15 protein-coding genes and 1 pseudogene are annotated in these 20,638 nt (G+C 61.1%); 10 read left to right on the top strand and 6 right to left on the bottom strand.

The features are described 5' to 3' along the window. Window positions 1–343 precede the first annotated feature (343 nt). From ACNAOT_RS12985 to ACNAOT_RS12940, 10 genes and pseudogenes are all read left to right on the top strand, one after another. Complete coding sequence (locus tag ACNAOT_RS12985; protein ID WP_056387359.1) at window positions 344–3,043, top strand: DNA methyltransferase; 2,700 nt, start codon at window positions 344–346, stop codon at window positions 3,041–3,043. Then, window positions 3,040–5,016 carry a DEAD/DEAH box helicase gene (locus ACNAOT_RS12980; protein ID WP_056387358.1) on the top strand — a complete coding sequence of 659 codons (1,977 nt, stop codon included), beginning with the start codon at window positions 3,040–3,042 and terminating at the stop codon, window positions 5,014–5,016. Before ACNAOT_RS12985 ends, ACNAOT_RS12980 begins: the two co-directional genes overlap by 4 nt. Beyond that, a complete protein-coding gene (locus ACNAOT_RS12975) occupies window positions 5,013–6,221 on the top strand; it encodes a GIY-YIG nuclease family protein (RefSeq protein WP_056387355.1) in 1,209 nt (402 codons plus the stop codon). The genes ACNAOT_RS12980 and ACNAOT_RS12975 overlap by 4 nt, the downstream gene beginning before the upstream one ends. Window positions 6,222–6,308: 87 nt before the next feature. Further along, complete coding sequence (locus tag ACNAOT_RS12970; RefSeq protein WP_420178285.1) at window positions 6,309–7,316, top strand: hypothetical protein; 1,008 nt, start codon at window positions 6,309–6,311, stop codon at window positions 7,314–7,316. A 118-nt stretch (window positions 7,317–7,434) separates the two neighbouring features. Further along, window positions 7,435–8,286 (top strand): hypothetical protein, encoded by an 852-nt coding sequence (locus ACNAOT_RS12965; protein WP_056387349.1) that lies wholly within the window; start codon window positions 7,435–7,437, stop codon window positions 8,284–8,286. Between the two features lie 10 nt (window positions 8,287–8,296). Beyond that, the gene (locus ACNAOT_RS12960; RefSeq protein WP_156400141.1) at window positions 8,297–8,467 is read left to right on the top strand and encodes a hypothetical protein; all 171 of its coding nucleotides are present in this window, start codon (window positions 8,297–8,299) and stop codon (window positions 8,465–8,467) included. 81 nt (window positions 8,468–8,548) lie between these two features. Then, window positions 8,549–9,415 (top strand): annotated as a pseudogene (locus ACNAOT_RS12955) (YifB family Mg chelatase-like AAA ATPase); the annotation flags it as partial. After that, window positions 9,412–10,644 carry a DNA-processing protein DprA gene (gene dprA, locus ACNAOT_RS12950; RefSeq protein WP_420178284.1) on the top strand — a complete coding sequence of 411 codons (1,233 nt, stop codon included), beginning with the start codon at window positions 9,412–9,414 and terminating at the stop codon, window positions 10,642–10,644. The pseudogene ACNAOT_RS12955 and the gene dprA, both read left to right, overlap by 4 nt. A gap of 62 nt (window positions 10,645–10,706) precedes the next feature. Further along, window positions 10,707–11,633: a tyrosine recombinase XerC gene (locus ACNAOT_RS12945; protein ID WP_091468086.1), complete on the top strand. Its 927-nt coding sequence runs from the start codon at window positions 10,707–10,709 to the stop codon at window positions 11,631–11,633. Window positions 11,634–11,867: 234 nt separating this feature from the next. Then, window positions 11,868–12,371 (top strand): DUF3145 domain-containing protein, encoded by a 504-nt coding sequence (locus ACNAOT_RS12940; protein WP_018776197.1) that lies wholly within the window; start codon window positions 11,868–11,870, stop codon window positions 12,369–12,371. 113 nt (window positions 12,372–12,484) lie between these two features. Here ACNAOT_RS12940 and ACNAOT_RS12935 read toward each other — a convergent pair whose 3' ends face one another. From ACNAOT_RS12935 to aceE, 6 genes are all read right to left on the bottom strand, one after another. Further along, window positions 12,485–13,720, bottom strand: coding sequence for a beta-ketoacyl-[acyl-carrier-protein] synthase family protein (locus tag ACNAOT_RS12935; protein WP_179017251.1), 1,236 nt, complete (start codon window positions 13,718–13,720; stop codon window positions 12,485–12,487). A 130-nt stretch (window positions 13,721–13,850) separates the two neighbouring features. Continuing rightward, entirely contained in the window at window positions 13,851–14,096 is a 246-nt protein-coding gene (locus ACNAOT_RS12930; RefSeq protein ID WP_011692310.1) for an acyl carrier protein, read from the bottom strand. A gap of 118 nt (window positions 14,097–14,214) precedes the next feature. Continuing rightward, window positions 14,215–15,276, bottom strand: a complete 1,062-nt coding sequence (locus ACNAOT_RS12925) for a beta-ketoacyl-ACP synthase III (RefSeq protein WP_091468082.1) — start codon at window positions 15,274–15,276, stop codon at window positions 14,215–14,217. Beyond that, a complete protein-coding gene (locus ACNAOT_RS12920) occupies window positions 15,273–16,202 on the bottom strand; it encodes an ACP S-malonyltransferase (RefSeq protein WP_420181165.1) in 930 nt (309 codons plus the stop codon). Before ACNAOT_RS12920 ends, ACNAOT_RS12925 begins: the two co-directional genes overlap by 4 nt. Before the next feature lie 88 nt (window positions 16,203–16,290). Further along, a complete protein-coding gene (locus ACNAOT_RS12915; RefSeq protein ID WP_091468076.1) occupies window positions 16,291–17,535 on the bottom strand; it encodes a PucR family transcriptional regulator in 1,245 nt (414 codons plus the stop codon). 192 nt (window positions 17,536–17,727) lie between these two features. Further along, complete coding sequence (gene aceE / locus ACNAOT_RS12910; protein ID WP_420178283.1) at window positions 17,728–20,529, bottom strand: pyruvate dehydrogenase (acetyl-transferring), homodimeric type; 2,802 nt, start codon at window positions 20,527–20,529, stop codon at window positions 17,728–17,730. Window positions 20,530–20,638 lie beyond the last annotated feature (109 nt).

Raw genomic sequence — 20,638 nt, 5'->3', positions numbered from 1 at the left:
GACTCACTGGCCGGAGAATCCAAGTCGCAATGGTCTGTCAGTGGCGATTCCCCATACCCGCGATCGACGGGGCGGCTTCGAACCGGGTCTCTGGTAAGGGCGCTTATCGGGGCATGGAGGAAGACTGCCCTCGCGTGACGCGGTGAGGGAAAAACAACCGCCGCACCGTCCCGGATAAGATCACGGGGAGGTAGAGCGTCCCGCCCTGCCATGTAAGGAGTAACAACGTGTGTGAACCGTGGTCGTCTGCCGACGGTATTTCAGCTAGTGCCAGGGACAAGGGCCTCATCACCAATTGCACCGCGGCCCATGATGGGATCATGTTCGCGAAGGAAACTCGTTCATGGTGAAGCTCAACCTGAAAGCCGTCGAGGAACGCGTTGCCCCGCTCGGGGGCCGTGAATCCTACGATCGCGAGTTCATTTTCAGCCTGCTGCTGGCCTACGGCAAGCCGCAAGGCAACGTGACCAGGTTGCGGAATGGTTCGCTCAACGTTGCCCATGACCCGTCCACTGAAGTGGCACAAAAGAACGTCGTCTACTTCAAGGAGACGACCGGTGATCCTCTCGCCGTCATCGACGAGCTGAAGACTTCACCGCTGGTCGTCCGATACAACACCCGCTTCGTGATCGTCACCGACTACACGGAACTGCTGGCCATCGATACGAAGACCGGCGAGAACCTGATGATCCCGATCCGGGACATCGACCAGTACTTCACGTTCTTCCTGCCCTGGGCCGGCATGGAGAAGGCACAATATGTCGCTGAGGCGCACGCTGACGTCAAAGCTGCCGAGAAAATGGGCAAATTGTTCGACGAACTGCTGGCGGCGAACCCCGGAATGTTCGACATGGCGCACGGGCGTCACGCGCTCAACGTGTTCTTCACCCGGCTCCTATTCTGCTTCTTCGCCGAAGACACCGGCATCTTCGAAGAGGGTGTCTTCGTCAATGCAGTCGGCTCTCATACTCAGCTTGATGGATCCGACGTCGCGGAGTTCCTCACCGAGGTCTTTCTGGCACTGGATACTGAAGATGCCGCCGAGAAGCCCACACACCTGGCAGGGTTCCCGTATGTCAACGGCCGACTGTTCACGATGTCATCTGAGCACATCGTTCCGGTCTTCACGAAAAAGGCCCGCGACCTGCTGATTGAGTTGGGCACATTGATCTGGCGTGACATCAACCCGGACATTTTCGGCTCGATGTTCCAGGCCATTGTCACCCCGGGCAAGCGCAGCGACCTGGGCCAGCACTACACGTCAGTGCCGAACATCCTCAAGACCATCGAGCCGCTGTTCCTGGATGATTTGAAGGAACAGCTCGATGCAGGGTTCGACTCAGTCAAAAAGCTTGAAGCACTGCTCGAGCGAATCAGCGCGATCAAAGTTTTCGATCCTGCCTGTGGGTCCGGCAACTTCCTCATCATTGCGTACAAGGAACTGCGCCGGCTGGAACACGCGATCCTTGAACGCCTTTTCGAGATCGATCCGAAGCACCAGATGCTGTATGCCGAGTCGAAGATCAACATCGAGAGTTTTTACGGTATTGAGATCGACGATTTCGCAGTCGAGGTGGCGATCCTCTCCCTCTGGATCGCCAAGCACCAGATGAATGCAGAGTTCAAAGATAAGTTCAACATCTCTATCCCGCTGATCCCGCTCAAGGAGACCGGACAGATCCAGGCTGGCAACGCCGCACGTACCGACTGGAACACGGTCTGCTCGAACAACGGACAGGCGGAGATCTATCTCATCGGAAACCCTCCGTACGTCGGGGCGAAGACCCAGACCAAGGATCAAAAGGCGGACTACGACTTCGTGTTCGGACGCCGTCCATACTCGAAGAACCTGGACTACATCGCGCTCTGGTTCCTGAAGGGTGCGGACTATATCGAGGGCACGCGAGCCGAGCTCGCGTTCGTCACTACGAACTCGGTGTCTCAGGGCGAACACGTTGGCCTGATGTTCCCGATGATCTTCACCAAGGGTATAGAAATCGGGTTCGCCTACACGTCCTTCAAGTGGGAGAACAACGCCAAACGCAACGCCGGCGTCACCGTCGCAGTAATCAGCCTGCGAATGGCTCGGACGGAGCCGAAGTACCTCTATACCGAGGACCTTCAGATTACAGCGGACAACATCAACGGCTATCTCGCTGATGGACCCAATGTCGTCATGGAACGGCGCAAGAAGCCACTCAGTGCTCAGCTGCCCGACATGGTTTTCGGCTCGATGCCGCGTGACGGTGGTGGTCTCCTACTGTCTCCGGATGAGCGCCAGCAGATGATCGACAACGACCCGCAGAGCGGTCAGTTCATCAAGCGATTCATGGGAACATCCGAAGTGATCAACGATGGAGAACGCTACTGCCTCTGGATTCCTGACGGCTTCGCTGCGACTGCCTTATCCATCGCACCAATCGCCAGCCGACTGGCCCGCGTAGCGGAGGAACGAAGCAAGAGCAAAGCGGCCAGCACGGCCGCGTACGCCTCTCAACCTCATAGATTTGTACAAATTAGCTACAAGCCGACGGAATCCATCATTGTCCCTCGGCACTCTTCCGAGCGACGCAAGTACATACCCTTTGGCTATCTGGGGCCAGAGACCGTTGTCGGAGATTCGGCGAACGCTGTGTATGACGCGAAGCCTTGGGTCTTCGCTTTGTTAATGTCTCGGATGCACATGGTTTGGACCCGAGCTGTTGGCGGGCAACTGGAAACCCGAATCCGCTACTCGAATACGATCGTCTACAACAATTTCCCGCTGCCGCCCCTGTCGGATGCGATGAAGGAGAAGCTGACCATTACGGCATTGCGTGTGCTTGACGTACGTGAGTACCACTGCGAGAGCAACTTCGCCGATTTGTACGATCCGGACTTTATGCCGGAGGACCTGCGGACGGCGCATGCCGAGATTGATGTGTTGGTGGATTCGATCTACTCCAAGCGCGGATACGAGACCGATGAGCAAAGACTGTCGGACCTCTTTGCTATGTATGAAGAGATGGCAGCGGAATCTGCAAAGGGGAGCAAGAAGAAGTGAACAAGCCGATCAACATCGTCGACGTGACCTATGCCCGCACCAAGGCGTCGGTTAACACCGATGCCTTAGGTATGCGAGAGATGCAGCAGCGCGTCTTCGCCAAGAGAGATGCCCAGCACCTTCTGGTCAAGGCCCCGCCGGCCTCAGGCAAGTCGCGGGCTTTGATGTTTGTTGCGCTCGACAAGCTCTATAACCAGGGCCGGAAAAAGGTCATCGTCGCCGTCCCCGAGCGATCCATCGGAGCCTCCTTCTCCTCGACGAAGCTCACCTCGCACGGATTCTTCGCAGACTGGGAAATCAAAGCCGAGCACAACCTCTGCGACGCCGGTTCCTCGCAGGGCAAGGTCGGAGCATTCATCGACTTTCTCAAAGGCCCCGACGCCACACTGGTCTGCACGCACGCGACGCTACGGTTCGCCTTTGAGAAACTCGCACCGGAAGCGTTCAACGGCATCGTGCTGGCGATTGATGAGTTCCACCATGTCTCCGCTGATACTGAAGCCAACCGCCTCGGCGCGCTCCTGCGTGAAGTCATGAACGGCTCGGACGTGCACATCGTGGCAATGACCGGCTCGTACTTCCGCGGAGACTCAGTGCCGGTTCTGTCCGCTGAAGACGAGGCACAGTTCACGCCGGTCACGTTCAACTACTACGACCAGCTCAACGGTTATGAGCACTTGCACTCGCTCGGCATCGGCCATCACTTCTACCAGGGCCGCTATACGGACGCTATAGGTGAAGTCCTGCACCTGGATAAGAAGACCATCGTTCATATTCCGAACGTCAACTCGGGGGAGTCCACCAAGGACAAGATCGAAGAAGTCGGGTTCATCATCGATGCGATCGGCCATGTCGAAGCCACTGACCCCGATACCGGAATCATCAGCATTCGCCACAAAGATACCGGTGAAATTCTTCGCGTCGCCGACCTCGTGGATGACACTGACCAGAAAAAACGTGCTGACACGCTCCACTATCTCTCCCATGTCGCCTCGAAAGAGCGCGACGCTGTGGACATCATCATCGCCCTGGGCATGGCGAAGGAAGGCTTCGACTGGCCTTTTGCCGAGCACGCCCTGACCGTCGGGTACCGTGCCTCGCTGACCGAGGTCATCCAGATCATCGGCCGCGTTACCCGCGACAGCCCCGGCAAGGAGCATGCCCAGTTCACGAACCTGATCGCTGAGCCCGACGCCACTCAGGGTGAAGTGAAGGTCTCGGTGAACAACATGCTGAAGGCCATTACGGCATCGTTGCTTATGGAGCAGGTACTCGCACAGAATTTCACCTTCAAAACTAAGAAGTTCGATGGTGACGACTCGAAGATCCCCGGTCAGCTGAAGATCAAGGGCTTCAAGGAGCCCTCGACGGAGCGTGTCAGGCAGATCGTCGAGACGGACCTGAACGACCTGAAAGCTACGATCTTGCAAGACGACACCTTCGCTCGCGCAGCTGCCGGCTCAATCGACGCTGAGACCGCCAACAAGCTCCTGATCCCGAAGATCATCCGGGAAAAGTACCCGGACCTCAGCGACTCGCAGGTTGAGGAGGTGCGGCAGCAGGTCGTCGTGGACTCAGTGGTCAAGAACGGTGAGGTCCGCGAAGTCGGAGACAAACGCTTCATCAAGATGGCAGAGAAGTTCGTCAACATCGATGAACTCTCCATCAACCTCATCGACTCGGTGAACCCCTTCCAGCGCGCCTTCGAGGTCATGTCCAAGTCGGTGACTCCCTCCGTACTGCGGATCATCCAGGACCAGATCACGGCTACCCGCGTCGAGTTCACTGAGGAAGAGGCTCTGGCTCTTGTTCCCCGGATCAAGAACTGGATCAAGGTCAACAATCGACGGCCAGACTCCCGTGCCGAGGAACCGACTGAGAAACGATACGCCGACGCGCTGCTCTGGCTCCAGCGGGCCAAGCAGAAACTTGAAGCCCAAAAGCGTGCGACTGAAATGGCAACGGACGAATGATCGATAACGACGAAATTTTCGAGGAAGCGCCGGCTTCCCTGCAAGACCTCATCGACAACGACCTCGATGGCCTGCTCAACGTGCCTGAGAAAGCCAAGAAGGTAACCTCGTCTGACCGCCTTGAGCGGGCTTTCCTAGAGATCGTGGAGTTCCGCCGGACACACGAGCGTCTGCCGAGCTCGGCGACGAGGGAGATCGCCGAGCGGAAGCTTGGGGCCCGCCTGGAGGGCATCCTGGCCAACGACGAAAAGATCGCAGCGCTCAAACACCTCGACACGGAGTTCGAACTCCTGGCTGTAGAGGCAGCGCCAGAGTCATTGGACGAGCTTCTTGACAGCGATGACCTGGACGATCTGCTCGGCGACGACAGTGGCATCCTCGACGTATCGGATCTTCCCGTGATCAAACGGCCCGAGTCTCCGGACTCGGTCGCTCAGCGGGTAAAGGCCGAGGACTTCGACCTGTTCGAACCTTTGTTCAAAGCGAAGCACGCCGAGCTGGCCGAAGGCACATATAGTCTGGTGCCTTTCACCGGCATGGATCTTATCCGTGAGGGTGCGTTCTTCGTTCTCAGTGGCGTTATGTGCTTTGTCGCTGAGGTCGGTGAAGACGTGGACCTGATTGTCGGCGGCAAGCCCAGGCAGAAGCAGCGGCTCCGCCTCGTCTTCGAAAACGGCACTGAATCGGCGATGTACAAACAGAGCCTCATGACCCGCATGTACGAAGCACAGGGCCAGGTCCTGGCGCGGACAGGCCACGATGCTACCGAAGCCCTCGACGCCGACGTGGAGAGCGGCCACATCTACGTATTGCAGTCGCTCAGCAAGGATCCTGTTGTCGCTGGGATGAAGGATCTCCACAAGATCGGCTTCTCGACTACCAAAGTCGAGACCCGCATCAAAAACGCGGCGAAGTCGCCGACCTACCTGATGGCACCCGTGAAGGTGCTGGCAGACTACCGCCTCTACAATGTGCGTGCGTCGTGGCTGGAGCACCTCTTGCACCGGGTGTTCGCCGAGGTGCGTCTGGACCTGACGCAGGTCGACCGGAAGGGACGCGACTACGACCCATCGGAGTGGTTCGTGGTGCCGCTGGAAACCATCAACAAAGCCGTCGCAATGATCATGTCCGGCGAGATCACCGACTATGTCTACGACGCTCAGCTCAAGAAACTCGTCGAACGACAACAGGCAGGATGGGAATGACGAATGGCTGTTGAGATGGGCTTGTGGCGGGCAGAGGGCGGCCAACTCAGCCGGATAGTGCCGACATCAATCGGCTTGGAATCCCAGTTGGAGGGCTACATCGAGTCTGACCCGTCAGTGCTTGGCGAGCCGCTTCTCGTCATTGGCCGGCAGGTTCCGACCGCGCACGGGGGATTCGTAGATCTGCTCGCCCTGGACGAAACGGCGTCGCTGCACGTAATCGAACTCAAACGCGACAAAACTCCACGCGATGTTGCCGCTCAAACCCTCGATTACGGCTCCTGGGCAGCAACCCTTGGCCGAAGCGATATCGACAATATCTTCGCCACCTACCGTCCAGGCCTTGCTCTTGAAGAAGCGTTTGCCGATCGCTTCGGCGACACTCTTCCTGAAGAGGTCAACACTGCACAAGAATTTACAATCGTTGCCGCCAGCGTTGACAACGCTACCGAGCGCATCGTGCGGTTCCTCAATGAAGACTTCGATGTTCCCATCAACGTCGTCTTCTTCAGACATTTTCAGGACAACGGATCTTCGTACCTTGCCCGCAGCTGGCTGGTCGATCAGAGCGAACAAGCCAAGTCGTCCATTTCCGCGATCTCGCGGAAGAATAAGACACGTGAGCCTTGGAACGGGTCTGACTGGTACGTCTCATTTGGTGAAGAGCCAACAGGCCGGCAATGGGTCGACGGCATGAAGTACGGTTTCGTCTCGGGCGGTGGCGGCAAGAGGTACTCTCAGACGCTCAAGAATCTGCCGATTGGTGCCAGAGTCTTCGCCTACATTCCCAAGATTGGGTATGTAGGAGTTGGTACCGTCGCCGGCGAAGCCCAGCGATACGACCAAAGCACGCTTCTCGTGAACGGGGCCGAGCGACAGCTGCGTGAACTCGACCTCTCCGGGAATTATCGCCACGAGGGTGATGAGAACGACGACAATGCTGAATGGGTTGTTCCGGTCGAATGGATACGGGCCGTTCCGCAAGCGGAGGCCGTGCGGAAAACGGGTCTTTTCGCCAACCAGAACACGGCTACAAGGCTGCGAAACCAGTTCACGATCGAGCACGTCACCGCTGCTTTCGGGCTTGATAGCTGAGCATCGGCGGATGGCCCATCGAGAGTTATGCGGACAATAGCGGTCGCGAATAGCAGGCCTGACCCTCGCCTGAGGCGACGCTCGTGTCGAACCAAGCCGCGGTAGGAGAATCGTTAGGATGACGACGGCGCTTCCCGACCTCTGGACCGACTGGTGCTCGGTCACGGGCGTGCCTGCCGGAAGAATCGACGAGGCCACAGTCTCTCGCTTTGTGCAGCAAGTACAGCCGTCCCGGGCTGTCCTCATGACACTGCGCCGGCGGCTGGCTCCCAAAGATCCACCAGCCCCGGCGTGGCCGCGCGGGCACAGGGAGGACGCCGGCTCACTGCAGCGGCTGATCCGGCGTGGGACGGCGATCATCCAGCACCCCGGCACGCACTGGGTCTTCCGGCTGCGGCTGCGTAGGATTCTGTTCGCTGCGGTGCTACTCGCACCGCGCTCCCACGGAGGCCTCGGACTGGACAGGTCAGGTGCGCTGGGACTGCGGTCGGACAGCATGCGCGAGCTGCGCCAGTGGATTGGCATCGCCGAGGACCCGAGCGCCTGCCCGGCGTGCGCCACCTGGTCGTGGCTTGATGTGATCGGCACCAACAGCGGGTGGTCGCACAGTTCCGTCCGGGTCCTGGGACACCGCCGCGACGAAGTAGGCTCCGCGCACCGGCACCTGCGGCCGGATCCCAATCCGGATTGGCACCTCTCCATCGGCTTGCTGCCAGCCATGGACCGCTGGGGATGGATCGATGCCTACCGCTCCATGCACCCATCCTCGCTGTCGGCGGTCATCAGTGCCGCGGCCCTGCTGCTCGACGGTCCGGAGCCCGCACCTGCGCCGGTGCCTGCTGCAGCTGCGATGCCGGCCAGCCCCCGGCGGCAGATGTCACATGAGGAGGAAGAGCAGATCCTCAAACGCGCCGACGAACTCACCGCGCGCGTCGAGGCGATCCTTCGCGAGTTCGATACCGGCCGATAAAGTCGTGTGTATGGGATTCAACTGGGAGCAGGTCCTCGGGACCAAGGGTGCAGACCTCTCCGACGCCTACGACCAGAGCGCCTCCGACGCGCTGTACCAGGACCACCCGAGCGCGGCTCCGCCAGCAGGTCCGGAAGACCCGGGCGATGAGGTCGTCGGCCTGCCGTTCGACGAGAGCTGAGCCTCCAAAAACTCCCACGCTGCGATGTCCGTTTTCGGACATAACCGCAGGTCAGCGCGCATGCATACTTAAGTGTGCAGTCCCCCGGGGGCCGGCAAGACCATGCTGGCTGAGCGTTTGCCGGGCTTGCTCCCGGATTTGGCCGATACAGCGGCAATGGAAGTTACGGCTATCCGATCGTTGGCCGCTGTCCAGTCGTCTACGGTGCGGCTCGTCCGCAGGCCGCCCTTCGAAAATCCCCACCACAGTGCCACCGCCGCTGCCATCATCGGTGGAGGCTCAGGGCTTCCCCGGCCCGGGGCGGCCTCGCGTGCACATCGGGGCGTGTTGTTCCTGGACGAGGCCCCGGAGTATGAGCGCCGGGTACTGGATGCCCTCCGTCAACCGCTGGAGAGCGGAGAGCTGGTCATCCATCGCTCAGCGGGAACTGCGGCATACCCGGCACGGTTTCAGCTCATACTTGCCGCAAATCCCTGCCCCTGCGGAAAAGCCTCCGGCAAAGGCATGGACTGCACGTGCACGGCAATGATGCGGCGAAGGTATTTCGGACGAATCTCAGGACCGCTGTTGGACCGCGTGGATATTCAATTGCAGGTTGAACGGGTGTCCTTGGCCGATTTCGGCCATGCGGGTGAAGAAGAAGATACCCGCATCGTCGCGGAACGTGTATTGGCAGCCAGGGAACGCCAGCTTGAGCGACTGCTGGCCATGGGGCTTGAAACGAATTCCCAAGTGCCGGGGCGAACCTTGCGGGGTGAATTGCGGCTGCCTCCCGGGACCACCCGGATTCTGGACACTGCGCTGGAACGGGGCACCCTCACTGCGCGCGGCTACGACCGCGTACTCCGGCTGGCATGGACGCTGGCAGATCTCGCGCACAGCGATACGCCGGACGTGGATCACATAGGCCAAGCACTGGGCCTGCGCCAAGCTGCAGCTGCGACATGAGAAATACCGACACGAAGGGATTCACATCAGTGGCCGAATTGGGGAAGCAAGACAAAGAACGCATAGCCAGGGCAGCATTGGCCCGGCTCATGGAACCTCAGGACTCCGTAGGCCTCGCATTGGTGAGGGCAGTAGGCGCCGTGGAGGCTTTGGGTGTTGCAAGCGGCGAGCTGAGAACAGGTCAAACCCTGGAACAGGAGATCTCGTCATTGCTTGTTGACGGAGGAGGAGCATCGTCGTGGGCAGGACTTCCGGCCAGCCTTCGGCGATGGGCACCGCGCGTCGCCGACCTTGCGCCGGACCGCGATTTGGAGACCATGCGTCGTTTGGGTGGGAGATTGATCATCCCCGGTGATGACTTGTGGCCCGGGCAGTTGGCAGACCTGGGACTCCAGGAGCCGCTTTGTTTGTGGTGGCGGGGACAGGAGCAGCAGTTGCCCTCCGCCCGTCAAACCATCGCCCTGGTGGGTTCCAGGGACAGCACCAATTACGGAGCATCCGTCACAGGTGATCTCGCTTACGGCTTGGCGCAACGCGGTTATACCGTGGTTTCCGGTGGTGCCTATGGCATCGACGCTCACGCACATCGTGGAGCCTTGAGCGGCGGAGTCGCCAGCGTGCCCACCATCGCAGTCATGGCAGGAGGTGTGGACCGTTTCTACCCATCGGGTAACGAGGACCTTCTTCGCGCAGTGTCCATTCAAGGTTCCGTCATCTCTGAGGTACCACCTGGATCGGCTCCAACCCGTTACAGGTTCCTTCAACGGAACCGGATCATTGCCGCCTTGGCATCAGTGACGGTGGTAGTGGAGGCACGCTGGAGATCGGGCGCCCTCAACACAGCCCACCATGCTGAAACCATTGGAAGGGTTGTTGCTGCTGTCCCGGGTTCCATCCACAGTGCCAATTCGGCAGGCTGTCACCGCCTACTCCGGGATGGGGGAGCAATCTGTGTTACCGACGTCGGCGAAATTGCCGAGCTTGCCGGCGCCATAGGAGAAGCCACAAGCGAGGAAAAGGACTCAGGGGCAGCGGTGCACGATGGCCTGTCCTTGGAGGACCTCATTCTTCTGGACGCACTTCCTCTCCGGTCCACCAGCTCGGTGGAAAAGCTGACTGTGGTGGCAGGACTGAGCGCGGATTCCGTGCGGGCCGGCCTGGGTCGGTTGGGGTTGCTGGGTTTGGCCGGATCGGAAGGGGGAGGGTGGAAACGGGTCAAAAATGCTTAGTCCGTCAAGGAGATGCATGTTGATGCACCTTCTTTGTACTGGTAACTGGCACAGTGTGAAGGGTGGACGGACAATCGCTACCAGCACCCCTTCAAGATGCAGTCGATGGCTTTCGGCGGTATTTGGAGGGCGAACGTGCCAGGTCTGCGCACACAGTCCGTGCCTACCTTGCCGATGTCGAGAGTCTCCTTGGCTTCGCCGTGCAGGAAGGAGTCAAGGAACTTGGGGAATTGGAGTTGGGCTCCCTGCGTCGGTGGCTTGGCGCGCAGAGTGAGGCCGGCATGGCCCGGGCCACGTTGGCGCGCCGAGCCGCAACCGCGAGGTCGTTCACGGGCTGGGCGCTCCGGGAGGAACTTATCCAGACGGACCCTGCGGTCCGTCTGCAGGCACCCAAGCGGGACAAGTCCCTGCCCGGAGTCCTCCAGCAACAGCAGGTCTCCCGGATGGTGGATGACCTGAACTCTGCAGCCGCCGACGGGGACGCCATGGCTTTGCGCAACAGGGCCATGGTGGAACTCTTGTATGCGACGGGAGTCCGCGTTGGGGAACTAGCGGGGCTCGATATAGATGACCTTGATCCTGATCGTCGTACGCTCCGCGTGCTGGGCAAGGGTAACAAGGAACGCACTGTTCCGTTCGGCGTACCAGCGGCTGTTGCTGTGGACGATTGGCTCAGGCGGGGTCGACAGGCAGTGGTCACAGCCACGAGCGGACCTGCCTTGTTCCTGGGCGTGCGTGGCAACCGTGTTGATCCCCGCCAAATCCGGGCAGTGGTCAGCCAATTGCTGCAGGCGCTGGGCGACACATCCGCCACAGGGCCGCACGCACTCAGGCACAGCGCGGCCACCCACTTGCTGGATGGAGGAGCAGATTTGCGGGCTGTTCAGGAGATCCTTGGTCACAGCAGCCTGGCAACCACACAGATCTATACCCACGTGTCCGTGGACCGACTCCGGAAGAGCTACCAACAAGCGCACCCGAGGGCCTGAGTATGCCCCTCAAGGGCGCCACTGGCGGAAAAGGGCAGCGTACGGCAAAATGAAAGCACCACGGGGAAACCTTCAATTCACGGTTGAGGGTTACATCTGTGCCAATATCGTCTGTACTACTAAAACTGAATAGCCTGTCAGGGCCCGCATGAGTTTCATGGCATCCGGCAGCAACAGCAAAACATCCAGGCAGAGGTCGTTGGGGAAGACGTACCTACAGCTATGGAGGATGGAATGTCTGTTGCAACAACCCGCGGTGTCTTGTTCGTGCACTCGGCCCCAACGGCGCTTTGCCCGCACGTTGAATGGGCCATCGGATCGGTCGTGGATAAGCGAACCGATCTTGAGTGGACCCCTCAACCAGCTGCGCCAGGAATGTTCCGGGCGGAGTTGTCGTGGACCGGGGCGCCCGGTACGGGAGCGCAATTGGCATCAGCCCTGAGGGGTTGGGCCCATTTGCGCTACGAGGTGACCGAAGAACCCAGCCAAGGGGTGGATGGAGCGCGCTGGTCGCACACCCCCGAGCTGGGTATTTTCCATGCTGTCACCGACGTGCACGGCAATATCATGGTGACGGAGGACCGCATCCGCTACGCCTATGAGTCCGGTGCAGGGGATCCCTCCGCGGTTTACCACGAGCTCTCGTTAGCGCTCGGTGAAGCGTGGGATGAGGAACTCGAGCCCTTCCGCCATGCAGCTGAAGGTGCTCCCGTGCGCTGGTTGCACCAAGTCGGTTAACAGCAATCGATCCAGAGCACTGACTCACAAGCGTCTCCCATAGCAATGAGAAGGGCCCCACCTGTTGGTGGGGCCCTTCTCATGTCTCATCGAGGCAATGGTGAAAGCCGGACTTAGACGTTCCGGACTGCGATGACGGCGTTGTGGCCACCGAAGCCGAAGGAGTTGCTCAATGCCACGATGTCGCCACTGGGCAAGTCACGGGCAGACGTCACAACATCGAGTGGGATCTCGGGATCCTGGTTTTCGAGGTTGATTGTGACCGGTGCCTTACGTTCGTAGACGGCAAGTACGGTCAGAACCGCTTCAACGGCCCCTGAAGCGCCCAGGAGGTGGCCCATTTGCGACTTCGTAGCGGAGACTGCCACGTTGTCCACGTGGGTCCCCAGGGCGGCGCGCAGGGCCGTGTACTCGGGCTTATCTCCAACAGGAGTCGAGGTAGCGTGCGCGTTGACGTGGACCACGTCCTCCGCCTGGATCCGCCCATCGAACATAGCGGCCTTCAGTGCGCGGGTAGCGCCCAGACCCTCAGGGTCCGGTGCTGTGATGTGGTAAGCGTCTGCTGTCACGGACGTTCCGGCAAGCTCGGCATAAATGCGTGCGCCGCGGGCGATGGCGTGCTCCTCGGCTTCCAGTACCAGAGCACCGGCACCTTCGCCCATGACGAAACCGTCGCGATCAATGTCGTAGGGGCGCGAGGCGCGCTCCGGCTCGTCATTGCGACGGGACAAGGCCTGCATGGAAGAGAAGGCGGCCAGCGGCATCGGGTGGATGGCAGCTTCAGCGCCACCGCAAACCACAACGTCTGCTTTGCCGGACCGGATCAGGTCCAAGCCAAGGTGGAGGGCCTCTGTGCCGGAAGCGCAGGCCGAGACCGGAGTGTGCGCGCCGGCCCGGGCGCCGAGGTCGAGGCTGACTGCCGCTGCCACACCGTTGGGCATGAGCATGGGGACGGTCATCGGCAGGACCCTGCGGGGTCCCTTGTCCCGGAGCGTGTCCCAAGCATCGAGGAGCGTCCAGACACCGCCGATGCCTGTGGCGAATGCCACGGCGAGGCGGTCGTGGTCGATTTCTTGAATCCCCGAGTCGGACCAGGCCTCACGGGCTGCAATGACACCAAACTGGGTGGAGGGGTCCATGCGCTTTGCCTCAACGCGGCTCAGGACCTCAAGTGCCGGCGTCGAGGCCCGGGCAGCAAAGTGGACGGGGAGGTCGTACTTGGCCACCCACTCGTCGCCGAGCGTGCGGGCGCCGGAGACCCCTTTCAGCGCGTTCTGCCACATTGTGGGTACGTCGCCGCCGATGGGAGTGGTGGCCCCCAGACCGGTTATGACTACTTTGCGTGCCATGCGATCACTCTCTGTCGGATAGCCATCCCGCATGCGCGGTTCACAGGGGGAGGCATGAAAATCTATGGGTGTTACTGCGGCTGTGCCGGGCAAGGATAGGAATCCTGGCCCGGCACAGCTGGTGTCAGGACTAGGCCTGTGCGTTGGCGATGAAGCTGACGGCGTCGCCGACGGTCTTGAGGTTCTTGACCTCTTCGTCCGGGATGCGAACGCCGAACTTCTCTTCAGCGTTGACGACGATGGTCATCATCGAGATGGAGTCGATGTCCAGGTCCTCGGTGAAGGACTTGTCCAGCTCCACGGCTTCGGTTGCAAGGCCCGTTTCTTCGTTGACGATTTCAGCCAGGCCGGCCAGGATCTCTTCGTTGCTAGCCATTGTTGGCTCCTTTTCTTGTTGTACCGGCTACTGCCGGAAAGGGGGGCAAACCGCGGGTTGCGGCTTGGGTATGTAAGTCGTATTCAGTTGGCTGGTGGTAGCCGGGACGTGTCCTGGTCTACGGCAGAACCACTACCTGGGCGCCGAAGACCAGTCCGGCACCGAAACCGATTTGCAGTGCCAGGCCGCCGCTCAGCTCAGGGTTCTCCTGAAGCAAGCGGTGCGTTGCCAAGGGGATGGATGCCGCCGACGTGTTTCCCGCCTGGGCGATGTCGCGGCCGATGACAACAGATTCGGGAAGCTTGAGCTTCTTGACCATCTCGTCGATGATGCGCATGTTGGCTTGGTGGGGAACGAAAGCAGCGAGGTCGCTGGCTTCGATGCCGGCGGCATCCAAAGCCTGCTGGGCTACCTTGGCCATTTCCCAGACTGCCCAGCGGAAAACGGTCTGGCCGTCCTGGCGCAGGGTGGGCCAAACGTCCTGAGTCGCGGAGAGGATGGCGGGGTCGTCGATTTCGTCCGAGTGGCGGGCAGATTCGCCGAGTTTCTTGACATCTTCCAAGGAGTGGGTCATCCCGATCGCGTCCCACTTGCTGCCATCGGAGCCCCAGACCGAAGGTCCGATGCCAGGGGTGTCGGACGGGCCGACCACCACAGCGCCGGCGCCGTCGCCGAGGAGGAACGAGATGGTCCGTTCGTGGTTGTCGATGACGTCTGAGAGTTTCTCGGCGCCGACCACGAGTACGTACTCGGCAGCGCCGGAACGGACAAGGGCATCAGCCTGGGCCACGCCGTAGCAGTACCCTGCGCAGGCGGCCGAGATGTCGAAGGCCGGTGCCGGCGTCGCGCCCAATCGGTCGGTAAGCGCAGCGGCAGCGGAGGGAGTCGCGTACGGGTGTGTCACGGTGGACACGATGACGGCACCCAGCTGGGACGGTTCAATTCCTGCCTGCTTGAGGGCCTCACGTGCGGCGCCTTCGGCCATGTCGATCACGCTGACATCCGCGGCTGCACGATGACGGGTGATGATGCCGGTGCGCTGGCGGATCCACTCGTCCGAGGAGTCAATCCACTGGCACACGTCGTCGTTTGTGACGATGACGTCCGGCCGGTAGGCACCGATGCCCAGAATGCGTGCATTCTCGTTGACAGCAGCCTTGTTGAGTACTGGAGTGCTCATGCCTGCCCCTCCAATTCAGCAAAGAGTGCGAGAGCCGCGGAGAGATCCTCCGGGGTTTTGACAGCAACCGTCTTGACGCCGGGCATGCCGCGCTTGGCTAGCCCTGCGAGCGTGCCGGCAGGCGCAAGTTCGATCACACCGGTGACGCCGCGTTCAACGAGGGTTTCCATGCACTGATCCCAGCGGACCGGGCGTGAGACCTGCGCGATCAGGCTTTCGACGGCGGCAGACCCTTCTGTGACTTCCTTGCCATCGTAGTTCGACAACAGCGGAACTGCCGGGTTTCGCGGCGACAGGGACGGCTTGAGGGCCTCAAGGGCGCTGACTGCCGGTGCCATGTGGGGAGTATGGAAAGCGCCGGCGACCTTGAGGGGAATTACGCGGGCCTTCGCTGGCGGGTTGTCCGCCAAAGCCTTGAGTTGCTCGAAGGTACCTGCAGCGACTGTTTGTCCCGCGCCGTTGACATTGGCTGGTGTGGCACCCGCAGCAGTAATTGCCGACAGGACCTCGGCCGGGTCTCCGCCCACAACGGCGCTCATGCCCGTGGGGGTCACTGCGGCTGCTGCAGCCATGCTGTTGGCCCGCTCCCGAACGAAGCTCATGGCCTCGGCCTCGGTGAGGACGCCAGCCAGGGCTGAGGCCGTGATTTCGCCCACCGAGTGCCCGGCGAGGATGACGGGAAGGGTGCTGAGTTCGACATCGAACAAGGACTTGGCAGCAACCAGACCGGCGGCGACGATCAATGGCTGCGCTACGGCAGTGTCCTTGATGGTCTCTTCATCCGACGTGGTTCCGTGGGCCTTGAGGTCAATGCCTGCGATTTCGCTCAGTACGGCCAATTGGCCTTCGACGGAGGGGAGTTCCAGCCAAGGGGCCAAAAATCCGGGGGTCTGGGAGCCCTGTCCAGGGCAGACGATTGCAAGCACGTATCCAGCTTTCCAAATTGCCACGTGATCCACTGGTGTTTTGGTACACCAAGCTCACTGGGTCAGTTTGTAGGAAGTCTACAACGGTTCAGTTCTGTGAACGTGACGCGTGACGTTCGGCAGCGGCTTTCGGTTGGGCCGAAAGGCGCCCCACCACCAACGCCGTTTGCAGCACAAACGCCTCCCTGGGGAGGAGCGGATCCCAGCCTGTCACATCGCAGACACGCTTCAAACGGTAGCGCACGGTGTTGGCATGGACGAATAGTTCGCGTGCCGTGGCTTCCAGCGAGTGGCCGAGCTCCAAGTACGTGCCCAGGGTCTCCACGAGCCCGTTTGAGGCCGCCAGCAGGGGCCTGTAAATGTTCTTGATCAGTGACCTGCGCGCGGCGTCATCACCGGAAACGACACGCTCGGGGAGGAGGTCGTCCGCAGCAACAGGCCGTGGCGCGGACGGCCATGCACGGGCTGCGGTCAGCCCTGCGAATGCCGCTTGGGCGGAACTGCTCGCCTCAAGCAACGAGCCTGCTTCCGGGCCGTAAACCACAGCCCCTGGTGCAAAGAGCTCACTGAGCTTGACATAGGCTGTGTCGCGGTCCTGCACCCCGCCAAGGATCAAGATGAGCCGGTCGCCCTGGATTCCCACCAGTGCATCCTCGGCGAAGCGGCCAGCGGTACGGCGAAGCTCACTGACATAGCTGGCGCTGGGCTCCGACGGCGAATTTCCCACCATCACGGTGAATCGCTCCTGCGCTTTCCAGCCAAGGGCTGCGATCCTGGACCTTAACGCATCGGTGTTCTCGCCTCGCAAAATGGCGTCAACGATCAACGCTTCCAACCGCGTATCCCAGGACCCGCGGGATTCCGCGGCCCGCGCATAGACATCAGCGGCCGCGAAAGCTACTTCCCGTGAATAGCGCAATACGGCTTCCCGGAGTGACGGCTGGTCCGATTCCGGGGCGATTACGGGCACCTGGTCCTCGACGACTTCCACCACGATGCGGATCAGCTGCAGGGCCTTTTGCAGGCTGATGGAACGAGTCAGTTCCGTGGGGGCGTTGCCAAAGACGTCTGTGAGGATCCACGACGGCGAACTGGGCCGTTCGTACCACGTCACGAAGGCCGCGATGCCGTTCTGGGCCACCAGGCCCAAGGCCGAGCGTTCATCGGAGCTCAGGCGGCCATACCAGGGCAGCGATTTCTCGAGCTGGCGCATGGTGCTGGTGGACAGCTGGCCCACGTTGGCGCGGAGTTGCCGAAGGGTTTCAGCCTTTTCGGGTGACAATGCCTGGGATGCTGCCTTGCGCTTGGTGGTTGTTTTGCTCGGCTCTGCCATGGAACGAGCATACGGCCCATCACGGACAAGCTCCATTTGTGAGAAGGCTACAACTCGTGTTGTTGCTGGTCACGTCCTTGGCATGTATGTCCTAACCCGCTTAACGCCCGACGGCGGCCCCCACCTTTCGGTGAAAGCCGCCGTCGCGGATATTGCTGTCGCTGCTTTTGCCGCGAATTACCCGACGAACAGTTAGGCGTCGCCGCCTGCTCCGCCGGTGGTGCCGGCGTTCACATCCAGAAGCCGGTACTTTTCGATCGCCTTTTCCAGCGCACCTGCTTCAACTTCTCCCTTGGCGGCGAGGAGTTGGAGGGTTTTGGCGACGATGGAGTGGGTGTCGTTTTTGAAGTAGCGGCGTGCGGCTTGGCGGGTGTCGGAGAAGCCGAAGCCGTCTGCTCCGAGGGAGGCGAAGTCGTTGGGGATGAATTGGCGGATTTGGTCGGGGACGGCTTTCATGTAGTCGGACACGGCGATGACGGGTCCGGTGGTGCCGGCGAGTTGTTCGGTGATGAACGGGGTGCGGGCGGGTTGGCCGGGGTTGAGGAAGGCGTGTTCTTCGGCGGCGAGTCCGTCGCGTCGGAGTTCGTTCCAGGAGGTTACGGAGTAGATGTCGGCGGCGACGTTCCAGTCTTCGGCGAGGATCCGTTGGGCTTCGAGGGCCCAGGGTACGGACACGCCGGAGGCGAGGATGTTCGCGGTGGGCCGGTTCCCGGTGGTGCCGTCCGCTGCGGGGGCGGGGGCGAGGTGGTAGATGCCTTTGAGGAGCCCGTTGATGTCGAGGTTTTCGGGTTCGGCGGGTTGGGTGATGGGTTCGTTGTAGACGGTGAGGTAGTACATCACGTTACGGTCTTCACCGGTGCCGTCGGTGTTGTTCTCGCCGTACATTTCTTCGAGGCCGTGGCGGATGATGTGGCCGATTTCGTAGCCGTAGGCGGGGTCGTAGGTTTTCACGGCGGGGTTGGTGGAGGCCAGGATGGGGGAGTGTCCGTCGGCGTGTTGGAGTCCTTCGCCGGTGAGGGTGGTTCGTCCTGCGGTGGCGCCGATGATGAAGCCGCGGGTCATTTGGTCCGCGGCGGCCCAGAAGGAATCGCCGGTGCGTTGGAAGCCGAACATGGAGTAGAACACGTAGATCGGGACCAGGGGTTCGCCGTGGGTGGCGTACGCGGTGCCGGCGGCGGTGAACGCTGCGACGGCGCCGGCTTCGTTGATGCCGGGGTGGATCAGTTGGCCTGCGGGTGATTCTTTGTAGGCCAGGACGAGGTCGCGGTCCACGGAGAGGTAATTCTGGCCTTTGGGGTTGTAGATTTTCGCGGTCGGGAAGAACGCGTCCATGCCGAAGGTCCGGGATTCGTCGGGGACGACGGGCACGAACCGGGCACCGAAGTTCTTGTCCCGCATCAGGTCCTTCAACAAACGGACGAAGGCCATGGTGGTCGCGGCTTGTTGTTTCCCGGACCCGCGTTTGGCCACTTCGTAGGATTTGGCGTCCGGGAGGGTCACGGGGGTGTGGGTGCGGCGTCGTTCGGGCACGAACCCGCCGAGTTCGGCGCGGCGTTCCATCAGGTATTTGATTTCCGGGGCGTCCATGCCGGGGTGGTAGTACGGGGGCCGGTAAAGGTCAGCGTCGAGCTGGTCATCGCTGATGGGGATGCGGAGGTGGTCACGGAAGGCTTTGAGGTCGTCCATGGTCAGCTTCTTCATCTGGTGCGTGGCGTTACGGCCTTCGAAGTGCGGGCCCAGGCCGTAGCCCTTGACCGTTTTGGCCAGGATCACGGTGGGTTTGCCCTTGAACTCGGTCGCTGCCTTGTAGGCGGCGTAGACCTTGCGGTAGTCGTGGCCGCCGCGTTTGAGGCCCCAGATCTGCTCGTCGTCCAGGTCCGCGACCATGTCCTTGGTCTGCGGGGATTTGCCGAAGAAGTGTTCCCGAACGAACCCGCCGGACTCGGCCTTGTAGGTCTGGTAGTCACCATCGGGGGTTTCGTTCATGATCTTCACCAACGCCCCGTCCTTATCGGCTTCCAGGAGGGAGTCCCACTCCCGGCCCCAGACGACCTTGATCACGTTCCAGCCCGCACCGCGGAAGAACGCCTCCAATTCCTGCATGATCTTGCCGTTACCACGGACCGGTCCGTCCAGGCGCTGGAGGTTGCAGTTGATCACGAAGTTAAGGTTGTCCAGGTTCTCGTTCGCGGCGAGCTGGAGCAGGCCACGGGACTCGGGTTCGTCCATTTCCCCGTCGCCCAGGAACGCCCAGACCTGCTGGTCGGAGGTGTCTTTGATGCCACGGTTCTGCAGGTACCGGTTGGACTGGGCCTGGTAGATCGCGTTCATCGGGCCGATACCCATCGACACGGTCGGGAACTCCCAGAAATCAGGCATCAGGCGCGGGTGCGGGTACGAGGACAGGGCATGACCGGCCTTGGACTTTTCCTGACGGAACCCGTCCAGATCCTCTTCCGTGAGACGGCCTTCCATGAACGCCCGGGCGTACATGCCCGGCGAGGCGTGGCCTTGGAAGAACACCTGATCCCCACCCGAGGGGTGGTCCTTGCCGCGGAAGAAGTGGTTGAAACCCACCTCATACAACGTCGCAGCACCGGCATACGTGGAGATATGCCCGCCGACACCAATATCCGAACGCTGCGCACGATGAACCATCACCGCGGCGTTCCACCGCATGTACGCCCGGTACCGGCGCTCGAACTCCTCGTTCCCCGGGAACGCCGCTTCCTGGTCCACCGGGATCGTGTTCACATAATCCGTGGTCGTCACCATCGGCACACCCACCGACCTGGCACCAGCACGCTGCAACAACGAACGCATAATGTACTGGGCACGCTCGGTACCCTGCTCCGCGATCAACGCATCAAGGGACTCAATCCACTCCGCGGTCTCTTCCGGATCACGATCAGGCAGCTGGGCAGTCAACCCGCTGAGGATGTGTGAGGTCTCTTCTCCTGCAGCCACGTCCAACCTTCCTTTAGGCGCATGCATCGGCGCCTCAAGTCCGGCAGGGTAACTGCCCGTCGTGAACGCGTCGTGTGCGACATCTCTGTTTCAACAGCCCGGTCGGATGCGCCGGGCAGGTCTTGTGAGCGCTTGG

This window comes from Paenarthrobacter sp. TA1.8 (assembly GCF_048595705.1).
GTDB classification, from domain to species: domain Bacteria; phylum Actinomycetota; class Actinomycetes; order Actinomycetales; family Micrococcaceae; genus Arthrobacter; species Arthrobacter nitroguajacolicus.
This window is presented reverse-complemented; position numbering and strand designations above follow the sequence as displayed.

What these genes read in the sequence shown, in the direction of transcription:
- ACNAOT_RS12985 (WP_056387359.1), top strand. Translation starts at nt 344, where the DNA reads ATGGTGAAGCTCAACCTGAAAGCCGTCGAGGAACGCGTTGCCCCGCTC.
- ACNAOT_RS12975 (WP_056387355.1), top strand. Translation starts at nt 5,013, where the DNA reads ATGATCGATAACGACGAAATTTTCGAGGAAGCGCCGGCTTCCCTGCAA.
- ACNAOT_RS12965 (WP_056387349.1), top strand. Translation starts at nt 7,435, where the DNA reads ATGACGACGGCGCTTCCCGACCTCTGGACCGACTGGTGCTCGGTCACG.
- ACNAOT_RS12960 (WP_156400141.1), top strand. Translation starts at nt 8,297, where the DNA reads ATGGGATTCAACTGGGAGCAGGTCCTCGGGACCAAGGGTGCAGACCTC.
- dprA (WP_420178284.1), top strand. Translation starts at nt 9,412, where the DNA reads ATGAGAAATACCGACACGAAGGGATTCACATCAGTGGCCGAATTGGGG.
- ACNAOT_RS12940 (WP_018776197.1), top strand. Translation starts at nt 11,868, where the DNA reads ATGTCTGTTGCAACAACCCGCGGTGTCTTGTTCGTGCACTCGGCCCCA.
- ACNAOT_RS12935 (WP_179017251.1), bottom strand. Translation starts at nt 13,720, where the DNA reads ATGGCACGCAAAGTAGTCATAACCGGTCTGGGGGCCACCACTCCCATC.
- ACNAOT_RS12930 (WP_011692310.1), bottom strand. Translation starts at nt 14,096, where the DNA reads ATGGCTAGCAACGAAGAGATCCTGGCCGGCCTGGCTGAAATCGTCAAC.
- ACNAOT_RS12925 (WP_091468082.1), bottom strand. Translation starts at nt 15,276, where the DNA reads ATGAGCACTCCAGTACTCAACAAGGCTGCTGTCAACGAGAATGCACGC.
- ACNAOT_RS12915 (WP_091468076.1), bottom strand. Translation starts at nt 17,535, where the DNA reads ATGGCAGAGCCGAGCAAAACAACCACCAAGCGCAAGGCAGCATCCCAG.
- aceE (WP_420178283.1), bottom strand. Translation starts at nt 20,529, where the DNA reads ATGCATGCGCCTAAAGGAAGGTTGGACGTGGCTGCAGGAGAAGAGACC.